Source organism: Halobacteriovorax sp. HLS (genome assembly GCF_004006665.1).
Lineage (GTDB): Bacteria > Bdellovibrionota > Bacteriovoracia > Bacteriovoracales > Bacteriovoracaceae > Halobacteriovorax.
In genome coordinates, this window is record NZ_QOCL01000003.1 from 44,137 (window position 1) to 64,787 (window position 20,651).

Consider the following 20,651-nt stretch of genomic DNA (forward strand, 5'->3'; position numbering starts at 1 on the left):
AGTTTGTTATTTTTTCTTTAGCCTGCATGCCTATACCTTGTCTAAGTACTTGTATCTTAAGTTTTTATTCATTTTTTGTATATTGTTTGTATATACTTTGCTTCTTTGCGTCTATTGTCTTTTTTCTTGAATTTAGTATTGTAGGGTTAACAAGGATTCAAAAATGAGCAAGTACAATATTCAAATAGCATCTAACTTATCGGGAGTAGGTACTCACACTCTAAGAGCTTGGGAAAAGCGTTATCAGGCAATTGTTCCTAATAGAAGTGAGACCGGTAGAAGGTTATATAGTGATGAGGATATTGAAAAGCTTCAACTTTTATCTGAGCTTTGCACTCTTGGTAATTCAATTGGAGCAATTGCTAATAAGCCAAAAAGTGAACTTCAGGAACTTTTAAGAAAGTTAGGTCGCAAGAACTTTTCAAGCTCACAACCTCTTTCATTAGATCAAAGTCCACTTAAGGCCAAAGAGTCTTTAGAAAATCTCTTTATTGCTTTAGAGCACTTTAAGCTAGACATACTTTCACATGAAATAGGCAAGCTGAAGATTACTCTTTCAGCAAGAGACTTTTCTTTGAAAATTCTTTCACCATTGCTTGATAGACTTAATGAAGGATTCGAAAATAAAAGTATATCTCCGGCACAAAAAAGCTCTTTGCTTTCAATTATTAAATTTCATATAGGTCATATTGTATTCAAAAGTTACGAGCAAAAGTCTAAGAACCCTATTACTATAGCAATTGCTTCTACTGGTGAAAATGATAGTCATCTAAGTTCTATGTTAAGTGCGCTATTGTGTTCACACTACAATATTAATTTCTTCTACCTCGGTGAAAGTCAATTAGACTCCTCATTACTTGAGGCCTCTAATACATTGGGAGCAGATTTAATCGTTGTTGGTCAAGGGGATCAAAAGAATTTTTCTTCTGTCGCTATGAATAGTAAAGTAGCGGAAATTTCATCTAAATTAAAACTTAATCAAAAGCTCTTTCTCTTAAACGAGAGAAGTGATTCTTTTACGACTCATGCGAATGTAAGTAGCATTAAAACAATTGAAGATTTAGATAAGCATTTAAAAGATTTAATTTAGTAGTTGAGTCCACTCATTATTTTTCCAATCCATCTGCTCAACTGAAGCGTAGTTGATTTTATAACTCATGGCCGAGTTACCTTCGACGTAGTAGCCTAAGTGATAACTTTTTAAGCCAAGAGTTTGAGCAATTTCAATCTCAATGAGAATAGATAATTTACCTAGAGAATACTTAGAAAAACTGGGGTCAAAAGCAAAGTACACACTACTAATAGATTCGCTTGCAATATCAATTATTCCCCATGCGATAATGGTATTATCCATTTCATAAGTAATGATTTCACTAGTTGAAGTATTAAAAAAGAAAGTTTCAATAAAACCATCTTCTGTTCCAATTTCTTCTTCAGTTTGTGAAAACCTCTCCTTTGAATGATTTTTAAAAATAGAATAAAAAATTGGATCATAGTACAGAGAACTTCTCTTTATCTGAAAGAACTCCTTTTTTTTCATTAGCTTTCTTTGCTTCTTATTGAGAGTAAAGTTTGTAATATCAATTCTTGTGGGCGTACACTTTTTACAAGCTTCACAGGCAGGACGAAATAAGTATGCACCAAACTTTCTCCAGCCTGAATTTAATAACTCATTCATTTCATCAGCATCAATTTCAGAGGCGAAGAAATACTGCTGTTTTGAGTGTTCACTTTCTAGATATGGACACTGCGCCTGAGGGGATAGCTTGGGCATTGATAATATTTTCATATTAATATTCTATTATAAAGAATCAGTTTAGGCCTTGCTTTATTTGTTTGATGAGTCAAACTAAAAATGTAAAAAAGTGACTAAGCTCATATACTATAAAAGATTACTCTGGTATTATAGGCTCGATTTAAAAGGAGATATTATGAATACTGATAGAAGAAATTTTTTCAAGAAAGCTTTAACAGCAGTGGCATTCGTTCCACTTATGGGTGAGGCCTTTGCAAAAGCATGTGTTGCAGGTGCAGCTCCAGCAGGAAAGAAAATTGCTGATATAGCAGATAAGGCAGCTAAGAGATTAGATTATATTCTTGTAGCAACTGAAAGTAAGAATAAGAAATATACAGCGGGTTCATTTTGTGGAAACTGTAAGTTCTATAAAACAAGTAAAGAAGAGTCTGGTCACGCACCTTGTTCAATGATGGCAAATAAATATGTTGCTTCGTGTGGTTGGTGTAAGTCTTATAGATTAGACAAGAAAAAAGCATAAGTATTGTGGCCCTGAATTTTATTTAGGGCCTTTTTTTTAAGTACCCAATATAGTTCCGAATTCATTTTTTTACAAAAATACTCCTAAGATTCTTTAGCAAATTACCGTTTTAGTTATTATCCAAACTCTGGAATATAAAAATTAACTAATGAGTAATTATGTCAAACTTATCAAAGAAATTTATTTTTCTTTTGTCTCCAATTTTTTTCGTAAGCTGTAACTCAAGTGATTCGAAAGGAAGGTTCTCTGCCGGACAATGCGTTGGTGAGCAAGCGACAAATTATGCTAGTTACGTAAAACAGAAGGGTCCAGTTTATAAAATTGAATCTATCGAAGAAGGAAAGTATAAAATTTCGATTTGGTATAACCATAAATGGCTTTATCAAGGAGCGAGATCTTTTAATTATTTTAATGATAGGAAAACTTTCGTGTACAAAGGAATGAATTGTCCTGACGGCAGATCAAAAGCTTCTATAACAGATAAAATAAAGGGAATAGAGCTCTAATTTCTAAAGGACTTTAACTGCGCTAGAAAGCCTTCTAGGGCCTTATCAAAATCTTCCAAGGGGAAGTTGTTCTCTAATAAGTTGAGCACCTCAGCTGCCGCTTCAAAAGTGCTCAGTCCATTATCTTTTTGCTTTCTAATACTTTTATAGATGGACTCTTTTTCTACATTTAATGAAAGAGTCTCTAGATTATGTAGAAAATTATTACTCATAAAGATTTTGTAGGCCTTCTTCCATGTTCCGTCGATCAGAATAATGTGGATTTTCGAATTAGAGTGAGTGGTTATCTTATTTGTGAGAGCAGTAGAATTTTCGCTAGGATAAATAAGTATATTTCTATGCTCTGGCCTTAGAACCTCTTCAGGGAGAAATATTTCTGAATCAATAATTTTGCAATTAGTTAACGAAAGCCTTAATAAATCAGCAGTTGCTTTTTCTTGCTTTCTTTCACTGGGATGCCTCAAGACTGTCACAGGTAGTGTATTATTAAAGCTTGCTGCCAGTTTACAAATACAAGCGTTCATTACTCTATGGCAATCAGAACATAACTTTCTATTATTCATATAACTTCTTTTCAAAAAACTTTTTGTAGAGTGGGACTCTGGCGTAGAACTGTGCGTACATGAATGGATAAATACAATTATTTAAAATAAAGTTTCCACAATCAAATGATATTTCATCAATTATTGAGACTTGATATTGATTTACTTTCACAATTCTGTGTTTGTGGTGCCAGGACTTAATTGGTGGAGGAAGCTTCTTTCCAATATCAACAAAGTTAAACTCATTTTCTAAATCATTCACTTCTAGAATTTCACTTATCCAAAGTTGATTGATCAGTTGAATGTGGATTTCGTCACCGACATTGTTTCCATCATATCTAATGATTTCATTTGGAATCAGCTTAGGAGAGAGAAACTTGAAAAGTTTTTCATTGAAGTTCTCTTTAACATCGCTAAAGTTTGCCTTGAATGTTGTCACGATATTGATTTTTTTCATGTTATTTCTCTAACAAATACTTTCATTAAAAATGAGTTTAACAACAAATTGAAGTAAAATTAATACTTTGTTAAGTAAATCTCGTTAGACTAATAGTATAGATAAGTTCGACACGATTGACTTAAAAAGATTAACTAGTTAACCTATAAATTACTTTGATTGAGTTAAATCCGCAAGAGATTGAGAGCTCAACAAAGATAAGTAATTAGTCCGTGTCAATATCAAGGAGAGAATATGAGCTTAAAACAAAGAATGGAATTAGAAATTTTAGAAGGTGATACTCTGCTTTCTAAACCTAAGTGGTTCACTAAAGAAGTTTGCCCAAAAGATCAAGTCGAAGAGATAGAAACTGAACTTGAAATAGATGAAGCTAAGGCAGTAAAGTAGATTTCTACCTTAACTTCGATTTAACACATTTGAGAAGATTTCTATCTTCCCATGAAAATTTAATTTCACATTGTTGTAGAATTTTATTAGTGTGAGTACTACAGCTCCCACTATCTTTAAAGCGGTTATCTTTTCTATTTTCCATACAATAGAACTTTAGGTTTTGATCAACCTCAATCATTTGTTCTTTTGGATCAACCTTGATAATCGCTTTCTTCTTTGTTCTTTTTTGATGACTATATTTTTTAGGCTTAATAGTTTTTATCTTGGATTTCTTTTGCTTGTTCCAGTTTTCCCATCTTAGTTGCTTATAGCGATTTATTGCATTATCTCTTTCAATTTCCTCAAAGCTTTTATTAGTTTGATCAGAGTAGTGGCGTTGTTTCTTCTCAACATTATGAGAACATGAGACCCCGATTAATAAGATTGATAGTAGTATAATTCTAAAAATCATTTATATAAGTCACTAGTAGTGGTTCATCTATGAATGGATTTCTATTTTTTTGAAAGGCAAAGATTTTATCATTACGATCAATTTCTTCTTGATCAACAGGGTCTTCTTGATGCCATTGACGTAGATATCTCTCTTCCAAAGGATCAATTTGAATTTTGAATCTGACTGAGAAGTAAAATAATGCTCTGGCGACATTTCCTTTGTGATTAGCAGGAGGTTCGAAAGCCGTTATGCTTGAACCATATGCCATTCCTCTTTTGGAACTTTTGCAATTATCATTTACGGCATTACCATTAACTTCTGCAAATATATGATTACTTCTTGAGCTATTTGCTCTACTGCTTACTGGGTATAGGTGGTGTAGATCAGTTTTTTGTAATAATTTACTCATTTGCGGGTTGAATCTACTTTGTGGCCAAGTATGTTCACAATTCATGACTCTACTATTAGGAATGCTTCCTGGTTTTACACCATTTTCTTTTCCATAATATTTCTCACAGTAAAGGTCCTTAACTCTATATCTTCCAAGTGGTGATCTTTCGATATGTAAGTTTCCAAATAGCTCTATTCTAGCTTGCTTGTATGAGATACCTTTTTTTTGAATATAACAATTTGAAGAATCCGTACAATCAGATTTTATAATATCGCGCTTACTTGTTTTTTGATGGTAAGAACTAAGAATAGTGTAGAGCTCTTCTTTGATTTCTGAGTGATCATTACTTCTGAGGGTGTCGATTATACTTTTAGGATAGTAAGTATAGTCTTCAAGGGCCGACCAGCTATTTAGAGATACTAAAGTGATCACTAGGGTAAACATAAATTTGTTCATCATTTTTTCCATCCTTGGAATTATTTTAAATATCATAACAAATCAATCTGTTTTGGCCAAGAAATTTACATAACTATTTTCTTACTTTACCTATATTGCGCATCCATTACATCCTGTTATCATATAAGGAACCGCAAATTTAAAGCAAAAGGAATTGTATGAAAATACATAGTAGAATAAGTGGTGTAGGGTCATTTGTCCCTCCAAAAGTTTATACGAATCACGATCTCGAAAAAATGATGGATACAACTGATGAGTGGATTGTTCAAAGAACTGGAATTGAGCAAAGACACTGGGTTGATGAGAATACTTCAACTTCGGACTTGGCACTTGAAGCTAGTAAACAAGCAATTGCTGATGCTGGATTAGCTAATGAAGATATTGACATGATTGTTTTTGCGACACTTAGTCCAGATCATGACTTTCCTGGAACTGGATGCTTCTTGCAAGAGAAACTAGGTGTTTCAGATATTTCAGTTTTTGATATCAGACAACAATGCACAGGCTTTCTATATGGACTAAGTTTAGCAGATAAATTTATTTCTTCTGGTTCACATAAGAATGTACTGGTTGTTGGCGCTGAGGTTCATTCAAAAGGTCTTGATAAGACTCCTAGGGGTCGTGCTGTGTCAGTTCTATTTGGAGATGGTGCCGGTGCTGTAGTGATGAGTGCTACGACTGTAGACGATAAGAGCAAAGATTCTCACATTATGACTAGTAATCTTCATGCAGATGGTTCATTTGCTAAAGAGCTGTGGGTTGCTGCTCCTGGAAATGCTTTAGGTCCTGATAGAATGAATCAAGCTATGATTGATGAAAACCTTCACTTTCCTCAAATGAATGGAAAGACAGTATTTGTACATGCTGTAAAGAGAATGGCCGAAACACTGATGAAATCTTGTGCCGAACAAGGTGTAAAGATAGAGGATGTGGATCTATTTCTATTTCACCAAGCTAATCTAAGAATAAACTCTAAAGTTGCCGAAGTTTTAAATATACCTGAAGAGAAGATTTTCAATACAATTCAAAAATATGGAAATACAACTGCTGCAACTATACCACTTGGTATGCATGATGCGATTAAAGCAGGTAAGCTTAAACCTGGAATGCTAGTGGCCAGTGCGGCTTTTGGTTCAGGTTTTACTTGGGCATCTGCTATTTGGAGACAATAAAAAAAAGGCCTCATAAAGAGGCCATTTTTTTTATAAGTTCTTTTCTTCTGCGTAATCGAAAATATATTGTCTAAATTCAAGAATACTCTTATGTCCTAAAAGGTCCATTGAGTTAGGTTCAGATGGAATTACGTCATAGATTAAATGTTCCATAGAAAATTGAATCGTCTGCATACCAATATAGAGATTAGTAAAAAAGTCGATATCACCTTTTTGCCAAAATTGGATCAACTCAGCAACATCCTGATGATTGTCGCAGCATGGGCAACCTGGACATAGGCCTTTGTTTTCGATAAAGCTTAAGTGATATTGAGTTTGCTCTGCGATCATTCTTTCTCTTTCATCAGAATCATCAGCAAATCTATTGATTAAAGCTATTGCAACCGTTGGGTTCTTCTTCACCGCTACCAGCAACTCTTCATAGAAAGTTGCGTAAAGAGAAGTAAAAATACAATCTTCCATTAGAAAGTAAAATAACTCTTCTTCGCTAGTTGCTGTTTCTTTAAGTTTGTCATAGCTCGATAAGGCAAGTGCATAGGGAAAGTCTGCTTCTCCTTCAAGATCATGAAAATACTTAGCGAGTGGTACTCGGGTTTGTGTTTCTTCAACTTGTGAAGGTGCCTTAAAGAATTTTTCTACAATTGACATGTGTACGTTCCTTGTTACGCATTCAATAAACTTATTTTAGCATCTATTGAATTATTCTAATATAACTTTCGGAAGCTTTATATAAAATAAAACCTGAACGTTTTAGTTGGGAAAAAAAAGCCCTTTTATGGTGCAGGATTAGGGCTTTGTGAATGTATTTGATTGATTTTCTCAAGTACTTCGTTACTTAACTCTATTGTTGCACTCGTAAGATTTTCTTCTAATTGCTTAATTGAAGTGGCGCCGATTATATTTGCGGTTAGAAATGGCCGAGTATTCACAAAGGCCAATGCTAGCTGAGTAGGACTAAGTCCGTTTTCTTTAGCAAGTTCCATATATTTAAGAGTTGCAGATTGGGCAAGTTCATTTGAGTACCTTGAGTAGTGTTTCCAAATATTCAGTCGTGAATTTTGCGTTGAGCTTCCATCTAAGTACTTGCCACTTAAAACACCAAATCCTAGTGGTGAATAGGCAAGTAGTCCGACATCCTCTCTGTGGGAGATTTCTGAAAGGTTAATCTCAAAAGTTCTATTAAGTAGGTTATATGGATTTTGAATTGATTGGATTAAAGGCAAATTCAATTCTTTGGCAATCTGTAAATACTTCATTACACCCCAAGAGGTTTCATTTGAAACTCCTATCTCTCTGATCTTTCCTTGGTCTTTCAACTCTTTTAAAGCACCAAGAATTTCTTCAATTGGAGTCATCGTCTCTCTAGTGTTGTGAGTGTATTCTCTTTGGCCAAAGAAGTTCGTACTTCTATCTGGCCAGTGTATTTGATAGAGGTCTATGTAGTCAGTGCCTAGTCGTTTTAAGGAACCTTCAACGGCTTGAAAAATATGTTCCTTATTAAGCTTAGGACCACCTCTAATATGTTTAACGAACTCACCTGGGCCAACAACTTTTGTTGCCATGATTATCTTATCTCTTTGAGTTTTAAATTTATCCCAATTTCCAATATATTGTTCAGTTCGATGAACTGTCTTTGGGTTTGGTGGGATAGGGTACATTTCCGCTGTGTCAAAGAAGTTTACTTCATTATCAAGAGCATAATCTAAAATCTCATGAGATTCTGCCTCAGTATTCTGTTGGCCAAAAGTCATAGTTCCTAAGCAAATTTCACTAACTGAGATTTCAGTTTTCCCTAAATTATTATACTTCATATTTCCTACTGTTTAATTATAGATTCAATTTCTAGGTCAGTATTCTTTTTGATCGTCATTACTAGGTAAGCAATGATGACTCCAACCATTATGACCATCGGAACAGATATTACAGGAAAACTCAAAGCGGTCATTTTACCTAAGCTCTGATTAAACTCCTCACTACCAGGTTCTCCTACAAGTACTTTTACTGCGAGAACATAATTGAGGATCGCTGAAATAAAGAAAGTACACGCCAGTAGAAAAGAAGCAATTCTAAGGTTCTTTTCAAATAGGCCGTCATGTCCCTTTTCTTTAAATGTTTTATCAATTAATTCAATATCGATCATCTGACCTAGAAATAGTTTCACTAGAGGATATTGTGTAAATTGACTATAAAGAACGGCCAATCCCATTATTAGTGGTATTCCAGTTTCTTTTGCAACCATCCAGCTTTTATCGAGTTGAAATAATCCGATACCACCAGTCATTAATACTGAGAAAAGTCCTAAACCAGAGAAGAAGTTGAATTTCTTCATTTTTATATAGTCGTATAGCCCATATCCGATAGGAAAACTTAGCGCTAGAATTAAGCTATAGACTTGACCTAAGTGCTGATCGCCACTGAGTTTTGTTAGTATCACCGATGGTAGGATTACGTTTAAACCTATATTTAAAAATGCGTTCTCTTTTGGTTCTTTTGTATTTTCAACGTTATTTTCTGACATTTTGTTTCCTCAAATTAAATATACAAAATCTTACATTCATTTTTTTAACTTGTCAGATGAATTTGAATTTGGAACAGTTAAATGTCTAAATTTTATTAAACTAACAATCAAGGATGATGTTATGAAAAAAATTATACTATCATGTGCTTTGGCGTTTACAGCTAGCGCAGCCGCAACAGACTTCAATGGATACATTGTAAAATTTAAAAAAGGGACAAAGTCCTTTGATAATAAGGCATTTAATGCTTTAGGTGAATTTAAGAGAATGAACTTTTCTTTTGGTGAGTTTGCAACATTAAAAGGCGCAAATATTTCTAACAAGAGTGTTAAGTCTCTTGAAAACCACCCAGATGTTGAGTATATCGAACCAAACTGGATTATCACTGTTGATCCAGCGCAAAAGTCTGAAACTATTTCTGATCCAAGCTATTCACAACAATGGGGATTAAAAAATACAGGAACAAATTCTGGTGGTTGGTTTTCTTCTGGTAAGGCCGGTGAAGACGTTAATGCTGAGAATGCTTGGAATATCACAAAGGGTAGTAAAGATATAATCGTTGCTGTTATTGATACAGGAATTGATTATAGACATGCAGACTTAAAAGATAATCTTTGGGTTAATGATGCTGAACTAAATGGTGAAGCAGGTGTTGATGACGACGGAAATGGTTATATTGACGATGTTTATGGTTATGATTTCGCAAATAACGACGCAGATCCTTTAGATGGTCACGGTCATGGGACACACTGTTCAGGTGTAATTGGAGCTTCTCACAATAATAAAGGTGTGAGAGGAGTTATGGCAGACGTTAAGCTAATGGGTATTAAGTTTTTAACAGACAAAGGTTCTGGTGAAACTATTGGTGCAATTAAAGCGATTGAATATGCTGTAAAAAATGGTGCACATATAACTTCAAATTCTTGGGGTGGTGGAGAAAGATCGGAAGCGCTTAAGGAAGCAATCAAAGCTGCTTATGATGCTGGGACTATGTTTGTTGCAGCTGCTGGTAACGAGAGAAATGATAACGATGCAAGACCAACTTATCCTGCTGCTTACAAAGTAGACGGAATTATCACAGTTGGAGCAATGGACGGTAAGGGTAATAGATCAAGCTTCTCTAATTACGGAAAAACTTCTGTACATGTATTTGCACCAGGTTCAAATATTTTATCGACAGTTACGAATGGTAGATACCAGAAGATGTCTGGAACATCTATGGCGACTCCTTTTGTATCAGGTGTACTAGGTCTTTTACTTGCTAACGAGCCAGGGTTAACTATTGATGAGGCAAAATCTCAATTAATGGACTCGACAGTGAGAAATCGTTCACTTGGTCAGTACTCAGTTGCTGGTAGAGTTGATGCATTTAGAATGCTAAGAAACGAAAGAAACTAACAAAAACAATAGTTTACGACCTTGTTCTGAGGTCGTAAACATCTTCAATAATTTACATAAACTTAACATTTACATGAATTCCACCTCACTGAAAAATTTAGTTTTCCTATTATAGTAAAGCTAAGAGATCTTCTAGATCGAAGTTCTCACAAAAAGGGAGAGTTTATGAAATTTATTCAATTGGCCTTACTACTTTCTGTAGCCGCATTTGGTTTTAATACTTTTTCAAATGAAACAGAGTCTGATGTCGTTTATGAAGGTGATATGAAGATTCAGTCTTCAAGAACTTATTCTCCAGACTCATTTAATAATTTCCAGGCCCTCGTGGAATATGGAAGATTTTATGAGATACCTGAAGAGATTGACGTTGTGTCTGGAGACGCTGGCCAGGGATGGTATTCATTAGTACTAGGTGAGAGAAAGTTTTGTTATCGCGGAAACTCTGTTGATGATGCAAGCAGTGTTGGTAATCAGTTTATTCTATCTGGAGAACTTTTAAATTTATATGATGATTGTGTTTCAGAAAACTTTGATGACGAGATTGATGAGTTTATTTACCTAGAAGAAGGAGACGTTGTATTTGGTGTTATTGATGGTGGAGCTTGTTTTAAATGTGGTCCAATTGAAGTAGAAGCTGATCTTCTACAAGCAAATGACTAGTTAAAATAATGAATAGACTTCTCTACAATCCATTTAAACTTTGCTTCTTTAGTATAGGAAGCGTGGCCAAAGAGAGTTAGAAGAGCATTCGGAAGTTTGGAGTCATCTTTGAAGTCGACTAGAAGATGATGTCCATTATCATGAAGACGCTTTCTAAATTTAATATTTCTTCTTAGGGTTTCAATACTAGGTCCCATATCAAGTATCAAGTCTAACTCACTATTGATCTTTCTCTCTTTACTCACAGGACTTAATATATCACTTCCTTCAACCGCCCACTGCTGAATATAGTCACCATTTTTCGTTGTCATTGAACTAGATACAGTTCCTCCCTGTGCAATAGGACCCCTATGGTTAATCACATGTAGTAAATTCATATTTTTAGATAGTTTCCAAGGATATCTGATGGGAGTACCTAGTGTTACAAAATCAAACTTCAAATGCTTTGCTAAAGAGATAGCTTCAAATAAAACTCTTCTTTGATCTTGCTCTAGTTCCATTGCCGTAATGATTTGTTTACGAATTAATTCATCATTAAGAATAAGCGTTATGAGTGAAAAAAGCTGCCCCGCATGGGAATGACCATAGAGCAAAACTTTACTGTCTTTGTCACAATTTCTAAGAATATCTAATAATAATTCAAGGGCCCCTTTTACACGAGCATAATGATGGTTACTTGAAGACCATGTATAATTAATAAATTTAGTGGACTCGTTAAAGTGTCCTTTTACTTTTTCTATTGTTTGCTTGTGAAAATTTCCAAAATCTCTTATTAAGAAGTCTTGGCCACTTTTAGTTTGCTGCCTAATTTTTGGAATAATAGTTGAACTTAGATTTGGAAAAGCATTTTCTAGTAAAGAGATAAGGTCGATTGGGTCACTTCCTACAAATGTACCATGTACGAAATAGACAGTTTTAGCATTATGTTTGACGTTACTTAAAACTTCATCTTGGTCGAAGCTTAGGAATTCATGGGTTGAGTTTTCAGGTAGCAATTTTTCATAACTCTGCTTCTGTACTCTTTGTAAATTTGCTTTTCTTCTCTTTAAAAATAGGAAGAGAAAAAATGAGATAATTGTGATGATTATTAAAAATTGCATAACAAATTATAGCGAAATAAATACCCTTATGGTAGTTATGATCTATGTTAACAAAAGTTAAAGCGATATTATCTAAAATTCTCCCTAAGAAGTTGAGTCCTGAAGACATTACACCGTACTTGTTAATCGGAGAGGAAAAGGGTCTAAAAAAGCTGGTTGACCAATTTTATTTTTATATGGACGAGTTAGAAGAAGCGGCCGAGTGCAGAGCTCTTCATGGGCAAAGTTTAGATTCAGCAAATAAAAAATTATTTATGTTTCTTTCTGGTTGGCTTGGTGGTCCTTCTCTTTATATTGAAAAATATGGTCATCCAAAAATGAGACGCAGACACTTTCCATTTAAAATAACACCTCTAGAGCGTGATCAATGGTTATTATGTATGAGAAAGGCCATGGATGATATGAGTTATCAAGCAGAATTAGATGATTATCTTTATAAGAGTTTTTCCCAATTTGCTGAACATATGCGTAATTCAGATTAAGAGATTGTTTCTAATTTGATCACTTCTTTAGTTGCGTTCTGTCTTTTCTTTATTAAGTCTAAAATCTTAACTTTACTAAAGTTTTTAATTGGAGATTCATCAAGTTGATTAACTAGCTCTATAGCTCTTTCAAAGTGGCCCCTAGCGCTTTCATCATCAGCAGATATTTCTTCTTTTAATGCAGCAGCGCAAATCTTAATTAGGGCCTTGCAGAAAATTGCTTCAGGGCCCACTCTTTTATGAAAGTTCCAAATGGCCTCAAGGTAGACATGTGCTTCCCAGTAGTAATCATGATTAAATAAATCGATGGCATAGAGAAAGTCAGGATTTTCAATAGAGAGTGCACTTGAGTGGACTTCGGAATTTCCAAAGGAGTGACCACCCTCCTTATTTGGATGGGTGTGTTGCCCAGGTCGAAAAGCGTAAGCTGGAAGTTCTCTGACTGGGCAGTATCGCATTCTAGTCTAAGTGCCAGTCGAAATCATAATTGAGCTTGCCTTCTTCAATTAGAATTCTATGTACAATCTTTGTCCAAGTCTTGTTGCCAGGGTTCCATGAAAACTTTGCTCTTGAAACTTTACTTTTCACTTTATTAAAGTCGTCAACATCTCTTTGATTCTTCCAGTTTGGAGCAGTCAGCTCTGCTATGATTTTAACCTTCGGTGAAGAGGCCAGTGCCGCAATTCTATCAAAGTCATAGTTAGCTGCAACTTTAAACATCGCTAGAACATCAGTAACGGCCCTGTGAGGAAAAGGATTAATAAATCCATGTGCATGTTCAAGAGCTGAAAGTGAGTTTGCAATTATTCTTTTTGGGAATTCAATATCTGTTTTAGAATCTATCCAAGTCATTTCAGGAAATGGTACTCGATATCTCTCAAACATAGCTCTTAGCATTGGGATATCGTAATTAGGTCCATTGTGGGCCATGATGAAGTCGGCCTTTTTCATGAAAATTGAAAGCCTTTCTAAGGCCATTCTTATTTCGTCACCTGTTAGTCCATAATTATTTAAGATCTCATCATTAAGGCCAGTCAACTCTTCGATCTCTTCTGAGATTGATAGCCGATCTGATTCATTGATTAGTTCAGAATAAATTTTTATTGGTTGATTATACTTTGTATCCCATAGGACAGCTCCAATTTCAGTAACGCGATCTACTGCTAAATTAACTCCGTTTTCAACGAGGTTTTCATTCATTCCTTCTAAATCGATACCTAAAATTAGCATAGAGTTCCTTTTAATTGTAATTACAGTGAGTTAAACTTATATAGGCTTTATTGTTTCTTTTCAATTATCTTTTAAAAAAGATGATGAATTTTAGGTAAAAAATGATAGAGTTATGACTTAAGTTCATGAAATCACGAAAGGTGCTAAGAATACATGAAACTGTATTTAATACTTATTTTTACAGCTATTTCTATGGCATTTGCTACAGGCTACGTTTCTTTACTTTTGAAAGGAACTTATACTTCTACGGCAGATGATATTTTAGACATAACGAAACTTAAACTTAGCTTTCAAAAGTCAGTTGCGCCTAAAACAATAGTTAACTTTAATTCTCTGTACTATTCTCCAGAGCAGTTTCAACTTATTGATCCTATATACACTTTACCTGAACCTGGATCAGATAAGAGTGTTCAGTACTATTCAAGTGATGATTGTTTTAAAGGTTTAAATACTCTTATCAACAGAGTTAATTTTGAGAAGGTTTGGATTTGGGAAGAGTATAGATGTGGAAAGTTAGATTCGCTTCCAGCTCAGTTTTTTAAAAATGCACCTTATGTTCATCCTAGTGGAAAGAGTTATGCCTATTTAGCATTTCTTTTAAACAAGAACTATAATAAAACGAGAGGCTGGGCCCTTGAGCATTTACAATTCTTTCACATAACAGAGCTCTCTTCTGTTGATGAATCAATTGGTGATTTAGGATCTAAGTTTTCTTTTTTAGGGCAACTGGATTCGGATACACTTCGTCGTATCTCAACGGGTCAAGGAACTATCTTAACAGAAGACTATTTGCTTGCGCGTATTAAGTATCCATCTTTCTTTTCAATCCTAGAGTATCGATTCTATGCAAGAGAAGATTTAGAAGGCTTCCTTAAAGATTCTCCTTATTTCTTACATAACTATAGATTTGGAAGAAATTGTTTCTATAAAGATGGTCAGCTTTGCTGGGAATATAGAGTCGGTCATATTTTAACAATTGCAAATAAAGGGACTGTTATCTTTTTATTTGGTCTTGTATTCATCTGTATCATCGTCGTTAGATTACTGATAATTAGAATTAAGAATCAAAAGCATGAAGATGAAAAGAGAAGATTAGCTCTCAGAATTCTTGGACACGAATTTAGAACACCTATTACTAGTATGCTTCTGTTAGTTGAAAAACTAAATAAGAGATTTGATAAGATGGACCCTGAGGTTCAGGACACTTTTTTACGTATTTCTGGAGAAGTTTATAGGTTGCAGCGCTTAACTGAAACTTCTCGACATTATCTAAAGGCAAATAAAGGGAAGAAACTCATTCATATGAACCCTGAAAAGATTAGTTCTATGAACGATTTCTTATATGATATTGCGCTACCTTTTATCGACTTACATGGTGACGATATAGTTTTAGAACTTCCTGAAGAGGATTTTGAATTTGTGCTAGATTCATACTGGGTTTCAATTCTTTTAAAGAATTTATTAAATAATGCTTTCTTTCACGGAAAGCCTCCAGTTGTTTTTAAGGTCGTGCAGATTAAAGACAGCATTGAATTTTCAATTATTGATCAAGGGGAAGTTCAATTTGATTCTTGGGGTGTCATGTCTGAAGAGTTTGCGAAAGGAAATAAGAGCTCAGGAACAGGGCTTGGGCTTAATATTGTAAAACAGGTTGTCAAAGAAATGGGCAGTGAAATTCAATTTTCTAAAAACCCTACGACCTTCAAATTTATTTTAAAGAAAATTAAAGTAACTCGAGGAGATAGTGAATTATGAGCAAAATATTATTAGTAGAGGATGATGACAGTTTAGGATCTTCACTAAATAGTTACCTTGTAGATGAAGGCCATGAAGTAAAATGGGCCCAATCTCTTGAAGAGGCGAGAAGTAAAACAGGTGAAGAAGAGATCGTTATTCTAGATTGGATGCTTCCTGATGGACAAGGGGTAGACTTCTTAAAAGAATTACGAAATGACGGAATTTCAATACCAGTTATCATGTTGACTGCTAGAACTGATTTGATTGATAAAGTTATCGGACTAGAGGCCGGTGCAAATGATTATATGACTAAACCTTTTGAACCTAGAGAGCTTGTTGCAAGAATTAGAGTTCAATTAAGAGATTATTCTCCTAGTGAAGTCGTTGAATTAAATGAAGTTATTGTTAGAGGGGATCTCTCTATCGATAAAGGGCAAAGAGTTATCAAGTGGCATGGTAAAGAAGTAGAGTTCACAAAAATGGAATTTGACTTTCTTACTTTACTTGCTGAGAGTCCAAATCGTGCATTCCCAAGAGAAGAGATTCTTAATAAGGTTTGGGGGTATGAAAATTATCCATCAACTAGAACTGTTGATACTCATGTTCTTCAAATTAGACAAAAGTTAAGTGATGAGTTAATTGAGACAGTTAGAGGGATTGGTTATAGGTTTAAGCACTCTCAAAGTTGACACAAAACTGACATTAAGACGACCAGAAATTTTCACTCTCGTGCTTTAATAGAAACCTAGCACGGGAGATTATATGAAATCAAAACACTTACTTTTGGCCCTGACAGGGGCATTACTGGCCTCATGTAGTTCTAATCAATCTTTTGAAGATAATTTAGTTAGAACGTTAAATGATAAACCTGAAATTATCACTAAATTAATTGAACAGAATCCTGAGAAGTTTATTACGGCCTTTCAAAATGCTGCCAAGAAAGGGCAGGCCGAACTTGCACAAAGAAGAAACTTAGAAGAGCAAAAGCAACTGGAAGCTGCCTTTAATAACCCTTTAAAACCGGTAATAAGAAAAGATGAACTTATTCGAGGAAAGAAAGGCGCGCCTATTACTATAGTTGAATATAGTGATTTTGAATGTCCATTTTGTACAAGAGGTTTTAATACGGTAACTCAAGTTCTAAAGAAGTATGAAGGTAAGGTACAATTCGTATACAAGCATTTACCTCTTAGTTTTCACCCTAATGCCATGATTGCTTCTAAATACTACGAGGCCTTAAGAATTCAAGATGAGAAGTTGGCCGTAAAACTTCATGATGAAATATTCAAGAATCAAAGGCAGCTAAAAAATGGAGATAAGTTTCTTAAGTCTTTAAGTAAGAAACTTGGAGCAAATATGTCTAAGCTAGCTAAAGACCTCAAATCTTCTGAGTTGGAAAAGAGAATTAAGGACGATATGGAAGAGGCCGCAAAATTTGGAATGCAAGGGACTCCAGGGTTCATTATTAATGGAGTTCCGATAAGAGGAGCATATCCACTGGAGAAATTTGATCAAGTAATCCAAGAGCTTCAGCAAAGAGGAAAGTTAAAGATTTAATATCCTTAAGCTATTCAATAATAGTTTAAAATATTTTGAAATTGTCTTAAAAAGAGATAATATTAAGATATGAATAATTTAATTAAAGCCATTTTATTATTTTTCTTTCTTGGTCTTAGCTCCTATGGGGCCGAGACCTTGAAAGTTCCTTTCTATGCTGAGTCGCTTGCCCCATTAGTTATTATTGAAAAAGGTGAATATCAAGGTGGCCTGTATCATAAGTTTTTTTCTAAGATTCTTTCTAGAGCAAATATAAAGTTTAAATTATATCCATTACCAAAGTCTCGATTAAGGCAAAAATTTTGGGAGGGAGGATCTCTTTTAACTTGTTGTGATAATCCTGCTTGGAGAACATTTCCCAAAGAGATTGAAGTTCAAAAATTCTCGCGGCCTTTTATGGAGCTTAGAGATGTCATTGTCACTAGAAAGGATAAACATATTGAACTAAGTAATCTTTCAAATATTCACTTCGCACTAAAGAGAGGATTTTCTTATAAGGGAGACTCTAAATTTAAAAAGATTTCCTATCTAAATGATATGAATAGTATTCTTCAGTTTGTTGAACTCAATAGAGCTGATGCAGCTATCGTTAATGAGTATGTATTTAAAGAATATAGTTTGAGAAATAAAAGTAACCTTATCGTAGCCAAAGAGTTTTCGAAAGACTCTATTCATATTCGAGTACATTCTAAAAGAGAAGATCTATTAAAAAAAATAAATAAAGCGATTAGTGATCTTAAGCACGAGGGCTATTTTCAGGATAGTATCGACGATTACTTAAAATAAAAAGGCCTTCTTAAGAAGGCCAGTTTGACTAAAAATCTGAGACAATATCAACTAGCTCTGGGTAATCAACAAATGGATTTCTATTATGTTGAACTTCGAAAACTTTGTTATTTCTTAGCTTTTCTTCTTCTGATACTGGGTCTAGTTTGTGCCATCTTCTAAGTGCCGCTTCTTGAACACTATCAATATTCATAGCTTCAGGTTTTTTGTAGTAATAGTGTCTTGCCGCCATATAGAACATTGCTCTAGCTATATCACCCTTTACTTCGTCAGGGGCCTCAAAGTAATTTACACCATCTTTAGTAAAGGCCTTAGCTGTTGAAGTTGAGCAGTATTGTGAAAAGTCATTCGTAAGTGTATCCACACCAGCTTCGAAGTCATTGAAAGCATAATTCCATCTTTCTTGATTCGTTTTTACAAAAGAAGGATAAAGATTGTGTAGATCAGAAAGTTTGAAATTATAGTAATCACTCTCTTTACTACTTTCATCAAATTTACTTCTTGGCCAAACATGTTCAGCATTTATAGTGTTGTAGTCTGGTCTTTTCATCGGAGCGATAGGGTAGCTCGGATTCGACAAATCAGCAGTTGTAAAAGATTGCTGACAATAGATAGTATCTAGATAGTAGTCGAGGTTAGCATTTCTTTTTAAATCAATCATTCCATATAGGTACGTTCTTGCTATTTGGTAGTCTCTATAAGTATCTAGCGAGTGAGCAAAGCATGTTTCAGATTGATCTGCACCTTTTGCACACCTTTTTAACTCATCTTTTTTTCCGGCGACTCTAGTATGATCTTTACGAAGTAGCTCGTTTAGCTTTGATTTGAGATCGCTCCTTTCCTGGTCACTGAAAGTTTCTTGGTTTGCAATCTTAGTTAAATAACTATCGTGAAAAGATTGTGGATAATAATCTTCAGCATTTTCATGAGCGGAGATTAAGATAATTTTCTTTGTATTAAGTTGAGAAGTAAAACCGTCTCCACTTTTCGGTTGAGGAGTATCGAAAGTGTGTTTACCACAAGATGTTAGTGTCAATATTGCTAGTGCGAGAATCGAATACTTCATAAGAGGTCCTTTTATCTAGATTTAAGTTGAACTTATACTAGATAAAAGGAATTCGTCCATAAGGTATGTAAGGGTTATACTATGCAATTTTTCGCTTAACTGATTGATATTTCAAGACAAAGACAAAACTGAGCCCCACTGACATTATGGTCAGTCCAGTTGCGAGACCGGCCCAAAGACCTGCGGCCTCCATATTCTTTTCTGTGGCCAGCCAGTAGCCAAAAGGAAGTCCAATGCACCAATTTAAGATAAGTGATAAAATCATCGGATATTTAGTTTCCTCTAGTCCTCTAAGAACTCCCCAAAGGGTAACTTGAATACCGTCAGGGATTTGAAATAGACCTACAAAAAGAAGTAGTGAAGCACTGTACTTTATGAGCTCAATATCATCAGTTGCAAAACGTACAAGAAATTGTGGAAACTGAAGATACATTAAACAAGTGAAACACATGATAATTGCAGACATTAATACAGAACAAGCAGAGTATCTTAAAATAGACTCCTTGCTCTTAGCGCCAAAGGCCATGCCGACCTTTACTGAAGCTGCGCTGGATATTGCAAGAGGAATCATAAAAGTTAAGCTTGCTAAATTAAGGGCAATATTATGTGAAGCAGATGCTACGATAGTCATTTTCCCAACTAGAACTGTTACGATGGAAAATAAAAGAACTTCACTAAGAGTACCAAAGCCTATTGGAAGTCCAAGCTTGGCAGCACGCTTGAATAGCTCTGGATGCCAGTCCCACTCAATTTTAAACTTCTTTTTGGTATAGAGGAACAGAACGATAAACAGAAGAGTTCTAGTTATAAGAGTTGCGTAAGCAGCCCCTTTAATTCCAAGTTCAGGAGCTCCAAACTTTCCAAAAATAAGAATGTAATTCATCACAATATTTACTAAGTTGAATACTAGAATTAATCCATTTGCAAAGAATGTCTTATCCCATGCCTGTAGATACTCTTTTGAGACTTGAAAAAGAAGAGCCGGAACAAGACTAATTGAACATATGAAAAGATAGTCCCTAACTAAGGCCGTTAAAGAGGAGGTGAATTCAAATACCTCTAAGAATTGGTACAGAATCGTTACCGAAATCATGATAAAAACAGAAACGATAAGTATGAGATAGTGTGCATTGGCAAAAAGGTGAGTTTCTTCCCTTTTTTCTCCTCGAAAATTACTCGCAAGAGGTCCTATTGCAAAGCAAACCCCAAGTCCAAACATGAGAAAAGGTGCAAGAAGACCATTTGCAATTCCTAGTGCTGCAACAACGTCATTTGAGTATCTACCCGCGACCACAATGTCACCGATACCAAATAGCATTTGGCCTAACTGGCCAGCTATTAATGGTATTGAAAATAAGAATAGTTCACGTATCGTTTGGATGTATTTTTTTAGCATATTTGGCATTTTTGCAGAGAATGTGCGCATAAGCAATCAATAGGGACTTCTTTAGAAAAATCTACAGCATATTTGATTTTATTAGCTTCTGGATATAAAT

At 34.8% G+C, this 20,651-nt stretch carries 25 protein-coding genes; 12 read left to right on the forward strand and 13 right to left on the reverse strand.

Features of this window, described 5'->3' with window-relative positions:
- The first annotated feature begins 163 nt into the window (after positions 1-163).
- Positions 164-1,090 carry a MerR family transcriptional regulator gene (locus DPQ89_RS04930; RefSeq protein ID WP_127715805.1) on the forward strand — a complete coding sequence of 309 codons (927 nt, stop codon included), beginning with the start codon at positions 164-166 and terminating at the stop codon, positions 1,088-1,090.
- Here DPQ89_RS04930 and DPQ89_RS04935 read toward each other — a convergent pair.
- On the reverse strand, positions 1,082-1,789 hold the full coding sequence (locus tag DPQ89_RS04935) for an arginyltransferase (RefSeq protein WP_127715806.1): 708 nt from the start codon (positions 1,787-1,789) through the stop codon (positions 1,082-1,084). The two genes, DPQ89_RS04930 and DPQ89_RS04935, sit on opposite strands and share 9 nt — an antisense overlap.
- A gap of 142 nt (positions 1,790-1,931) precedes the next feature.
- On the opposite strand from DPQ89_RS04935, the gene DPQ89_RS04940 reads away from it, so the two are divergent.
- Together DPQ89_RS04940 and DPQ89_RS04945 are read left to right on the forward strand one after the other, a co-directional pair.
- Positions 1,932-2,276 (forward strand): high-potential iron-sulfur protein, encoded by a 345-nt coding sequence (locus tag DPQ89_RS04940; RefSeq protein ID WP_127715807.1) that lies wholly within the window; start codon positions 1,932-1,934, stop codon positions 2,274-2,276.
- A 158-nt stretch (positions 2,277-2,434) separates the two neighbouring features.
- On the forward strand, positions 2,435-2,782 hold the full coding sequence (locus DPQ89_RS04945) for a hypothetical protein (protein ID WP_127715808.1): 348 nt from the start codon (positions 2,435-2,437) through the stop codon (positions 2,780-2,782).
- Here the strand turns inward: DPQ89_RS04945 and DPQ89_RS04950 are convergent.
- Complete coding sequence (locus tag DPQ89_RS04950; RefSeq protein WP_127715809.1) at positions 2,779-3,345, reverse strand: tRNA-uridine aminocarboxypropyltransferase; 567 nt, start codon at positions 3,343-3,345, stop codon at positions 2,779-2,781. The two genes, DPQ89_RS04945 and DPQ89_RS04950, sit on opposite strands and share 4 nt — an antisense overlap.
- On the reverse strand, positions 3,338-3,781 hold the full coding sequence (locus DPQ89_RS04955) for a hypothetical protein (RefSeq protein WP_127715810.1): 444 nt from the start codon (positions 3,779-3,781) through the stop codon (positions 3,338-3,340). The genes DPQ89_RS04950 and DPQ89_RS04955 overlap by 8 nt, the downstream gene beginning before the upstream one ends.
- A gap of 234 nt (positions 3,782-4,015) precedes the next feature.
- On the opposite strand from DPQ89_RS04955, the gene DPQ89_RS18435 reads away from it, so the two are divergent.
- Positions 4,016-4,168 (forward strand): hypothetical protein, encoded by a 153-nt coding sequence (locus DPQ89_RS18435; RefSeq protein WP_164848262.1) that lies wholly within the window; start codon positions 4,016-4,018, stop codon positions 4,166-4,168.
- A gap of 4 nt (positions 4,169-4,172) precedes the next feature.
- On the opposite strand, the gene DPQ89_RS04960 is transcribed toward DPQ89_RS18435, so the two are convergent.
- Together DPQ89_RS04960 and DPQ89_RS04965 are read right to left on the reverse strand one after the other, a co-directional pair.
- On the reverse strand, positions 4,173-4,622 hold the full coding sequence (locus DPQ89_RS04960) for a DUF3139 domain-containing protein (RefSeq protein WP_127715811.1): 450 nt from the start codon (positions 4,620-4,622) through the stop codon (positions 4,173-4,175).
- On the reverse strand, positions 4,612-5,454 hold the full coding sequence (locus DPQ89_RS04965; protein ID WP_164848263.1) for an endonuclease I family protein: 843 nt from the start codon (positions 5,452-5,454) through the stop codon (positions 4,612-4,614). The genes DPQ89_RS04960 and DPQ89_RS04965 overlap by 11 nt, the downstream gene beginning before the upstream one ends.
- A gap of 155 nt (positions 5,455-5,609) precedes the next feature.
- Between DPQ89_RS04965 and DPQ89_RS04970 the strand changes: the two genes are divergently transcribed.
- Positions 5,610-6,623, forward strand: a complete 1,014-nt coding sequence (locus tag DPQ89_RS04970; RefSeq protein WP_127715813.1) for a 3-oxoacyl-ACP synthase III family protein — start codon at positions 5,610-5,612, stop codon at positions 6,621-6,623.
- A 30-nt stretch (positions 6,624-6,653) separates the two neighbouring features.
- Here the strand turns inward: DPQ89_RS04970 and DPQ89_RS04975 are convergent, their stop codons facing one another.
- The 3 genes from DPQ89_RS04975 to DPQ89_RS04985 form a co-directional block, all read right to left on the reverse strand.
- Positions 6,654-7,271, reverse strand: coding sequence for a hypothetical protein (locus DPQ89_RS04975; RefSeq protein ID WP_127715814.1), 618 nt, complete (start codon positions 7,269-7,271; stop codon positions 6,654-6,656).
- A 125-nt stretch (positions 7,272-7,396) separates the two neighbouring features.
- On the reverse strand, positions 7,397-8,434 hold the full coding sequence (locus DPQ89_RS04980) for an aldo/keto reductase (protein ID WP_127715815.1): 1,038 nt from the start codon (positions 8,432-8,434) through the stop codon (positions 7,397-7,399).
- A 5-nt stretch (positions 8,435-8,439) separates the two neighbouring features.
- Complete coding sequence (locus DPQ89_RS04985) at positions 8,440-9,141, reverse strand: VC0807 family protein (RefSeq protein WP_127715816.1); 702 nt, start codon at positions 9,139-9,141, stop codon at positions 8,440-8,442.
- A gap of 121 nt (positions 9,142-9,262) precedes the next feature.
- Between DPQ89_RS04985 and DPQ89_RS04990 the strand changes: the two genes are divergently transcribed.
- Both DPQ89_RS04990 and DPQ89_RS04995 read left to right on the forward strand, forming a co-directional pair.
- Positions 9,263-10,537, forward strand: coding sequence for a S8 family peptidase (locus DPQ89_RS04990; RefSeq protein ID WP_127715817.1), 1,275 nt, complete (start codon positions 9,263-9,265; stop codon positions 10,535-10,537).
- A gap of 165 nt (positions 10,538-10,702) precedes the next feature.
- A complete protein-coding gene (locus DPQ89_RS04995) occupies positions 10,703-11,197 on the forward strand; it encodes a hypothetical protein (protein WP_127715818.1) in 495 nt (164 codons plus the stop codon).
- On the opposite strand, the gene DPQ89_RS05000 is transcribed toward DPQ89_RS04995, so the two are convergent.
- Positions 11,194-12,297, reverse strand: a complete 1,104-nt coding sequence (locus DPQ89_RS05000; protein ID WP_127715819.1) for a hypothetical protein — start codon at positions 12,295-12,297, stop codon at positions 11,194-11,196. The two genes, DPQ89_RS04995 and DPQ89_RS05000, sit on opposite strands and share 4 nt — an antisense overlap.
- 44 nt (positions 12,298-12,341) lie before the next feature.
- On the opposite strand from DPQ89_RS05000, the gene DPQ89_RS05005 reads away from it, so the two are divergent.
- The gene (locus DPQ89_RS05005; RefSeq protein WP_127715820.1) at positions 12,342-12,779 is read left to right on the forward strand and encodes a group II truncated hemoglobin; all 438 of its coding nucleotides are present in this window, start codon (positions 12,342-12,344) and stop codon (positions 12,777-12,779) included.
- On the opposite strand, the gene DPQ89_RS05010 is transcribed toward DPQ89_RS05005, so the two are convergent.
- Complete coding sequence (locus DPQ89_RS05010; RefSeq protein ID WP_127715821.1) at positions 12,776-13,237, reverse strand: DUF309 domain-containing protein; 462 nt, start codon at positions 13,235-13,237, stop codon at positions 12,776-12,778. The genes DPQ89_RS05005 and DPQ89_RS05010 overlap by 4 nt on opposite strands.
- A 1-nt stretch (position 13,238) precedes the next feature.
- Positions 13,239-14,009, reverse strand: a complete 771-nt coding sequence (locus DPQ89_RS05015) for a 3'-5' exonuclease (protein WP_127715822.1) — start codon at positions 14,007-14,009, stop codon at positions 13,239-13,241.
- Positions 14,010-14,162: 153 nt separating this feature from the next.
- Here DPQ89_RS05015 and DPQ89_RS05020 point away from each other — a divergent pair, with 153 nt between their 5' ends.
- The 4 genes from DPQ89_RS05020 (at position 14,163) to DPQ89_RS05035 (ending at position 18,089) form a co-directional block, all read left to right on the forward strand.
- Complete coding sequence (locus tag DPQ89_RS05020; RefSeq protein WP_127715823.1) at positions 14,163-15,764, forward strand: ATP-binding protein; 1,602 nt, start codon at positions 14,163-14,165, stop codon at positions 15,762-15,764.
- Entirely contained in the window at positions 15,761-16,435 is a 675-nt protein-coding gene (locus DPQ89_RS05025) for a response regulator transcription factor (protein WP_127715824.1), read from the forward strand. The genes DPQ89_RS05020 and DPQ89_RS05025 overlap by 4 nt, the downstream gene beginning before the upstream one ends.
- A 73-nt stretch (positions 16,436-16,508) precedes the next feature.
- A complete protein-coding gene (locus tag DPQ89_RS05030) occupies positions 16,509-17,303 on the forward strand; it encodes a thioredoxin domain-containing protein (protein ID WP_127715825.1) in 795 nt (264 codons plus the stop codon).
- 69 nt (positions 17,304-17,372) lie between these two features.
- Complete coding sequence (locus DPQ89_RS05035; protein WP_127715826.1) at positions 17,373-18,089, forward strand: ABC transporter substrate-binding protein; 717 nt, start codon at positions 17,373-17,375, stop codon at positions 18,087-18,089.
- Between the two features lie 28 nt (positions 18,090-18,117).
- On the opposite strand, the gene DPQ89_RS05040 is transcribed toward DPQ89_RS05035, so the two are convergent.
- Both DPQ89_RS05040 and DPQ89_RS05045 read right to left on the reverse strand, forming a co-directional pair.
- Positions 18,118-19,155, reverse strand: a complete 1,038-nt coding sequence (locus DPQ89_RS05040; protein ID WP_127715827.1) for an endonuclease I family protein — start codon at positions 19,153-19,155, stop codon at positions 18,118-18,120.
- A 79-nt stretch (positions 19,156-19,234) separates the two neighbouring features.
- On the reverse strand, positions 19,235-20,581 hold the full coding sequence (locus DPQ89_RS05045; protein ID WP_127715828.1) for an MATE family efflux transporter: 1,347 nt from the start codon (positions 20,579-20,581) through the stop codon (positions 19,235-19,237).
- Between the last annotated feature and the right edge of the window lie 70 nt (positions 20,582-20,651).